The organism is Polaromonas sp. UBA4122 (genome assembly GCA_002381615.1).
Classification (GTDB): Bacteria; Pseudomonadota; Gammaproteobacteria; order Burkholderiales; family Burkholderiaceae_C; genus Polaromonas.
Map to the genome: position 1 here is coordinate 577 of DFWY01000009.1, position 526 is coordinate 1,102.

The 526-nt window shown below is 69.8% G+C and carries 1 protein-coding gene; it reads right to left on the reverse strand.

Annotated features, from left to right (window positions below; genetic code table 11):
• Positions 1–526, reverse strand: a 526-nt coding sequence (locus tag B3F77_RS01270; RefSeq protein ID WP_293603239.1) for a penicillin-binding transpeptidase domain-containing protein, incomplete at both ends; no start/stop codon positions are given.

The window sequence follows — 526 nt, forward strand, 5'->3', positions numbered from 1 at the left end:
TCGTTGAAGCCGACCCAGGCGCCGGCCACCAGCTGCGGGTGCATGAGGATGAACCAGCCGTCGGCGTTGTCCTGCGTGGTGCCGGTTTTGCCGGCCACGTCGGCGCGGATGCCGTAACGGCTGCGAATGGCGGCGCCCGTGCCCCGGTCCACCACGCCGCGCATCGCGTCGAGCAGCGTGTAGTTGGCGGCGGCCGACAGCGCAGGCTCGGCGGCTGCGGCGCGGAACTCGGCCAGCACTTCGCCCTTGCTGTTTTCAATGCGGCTGACCAGCATGGGCTCCAGGTAGCCGCCGCCGTTGGCGATGGTGCCATAGGCGCTGACCATTTCTTTCAGGGTGACGGGGCTGGTGCCCAGCGCGAGCGAAGGCACGAGGTCGAGCTTGCTTTGCCGCACCCCCATGGCGCGGGCCAGTTTGGCGACCTTGGCGGGGCCCACGGTCTGCATGAGCTGGGCGGTGATGGTGTTTTTGGAATACGCGAGGCCGTCGCGCAGGCTGATGGCGCGGCCACTCGGCGGGGGGGGGC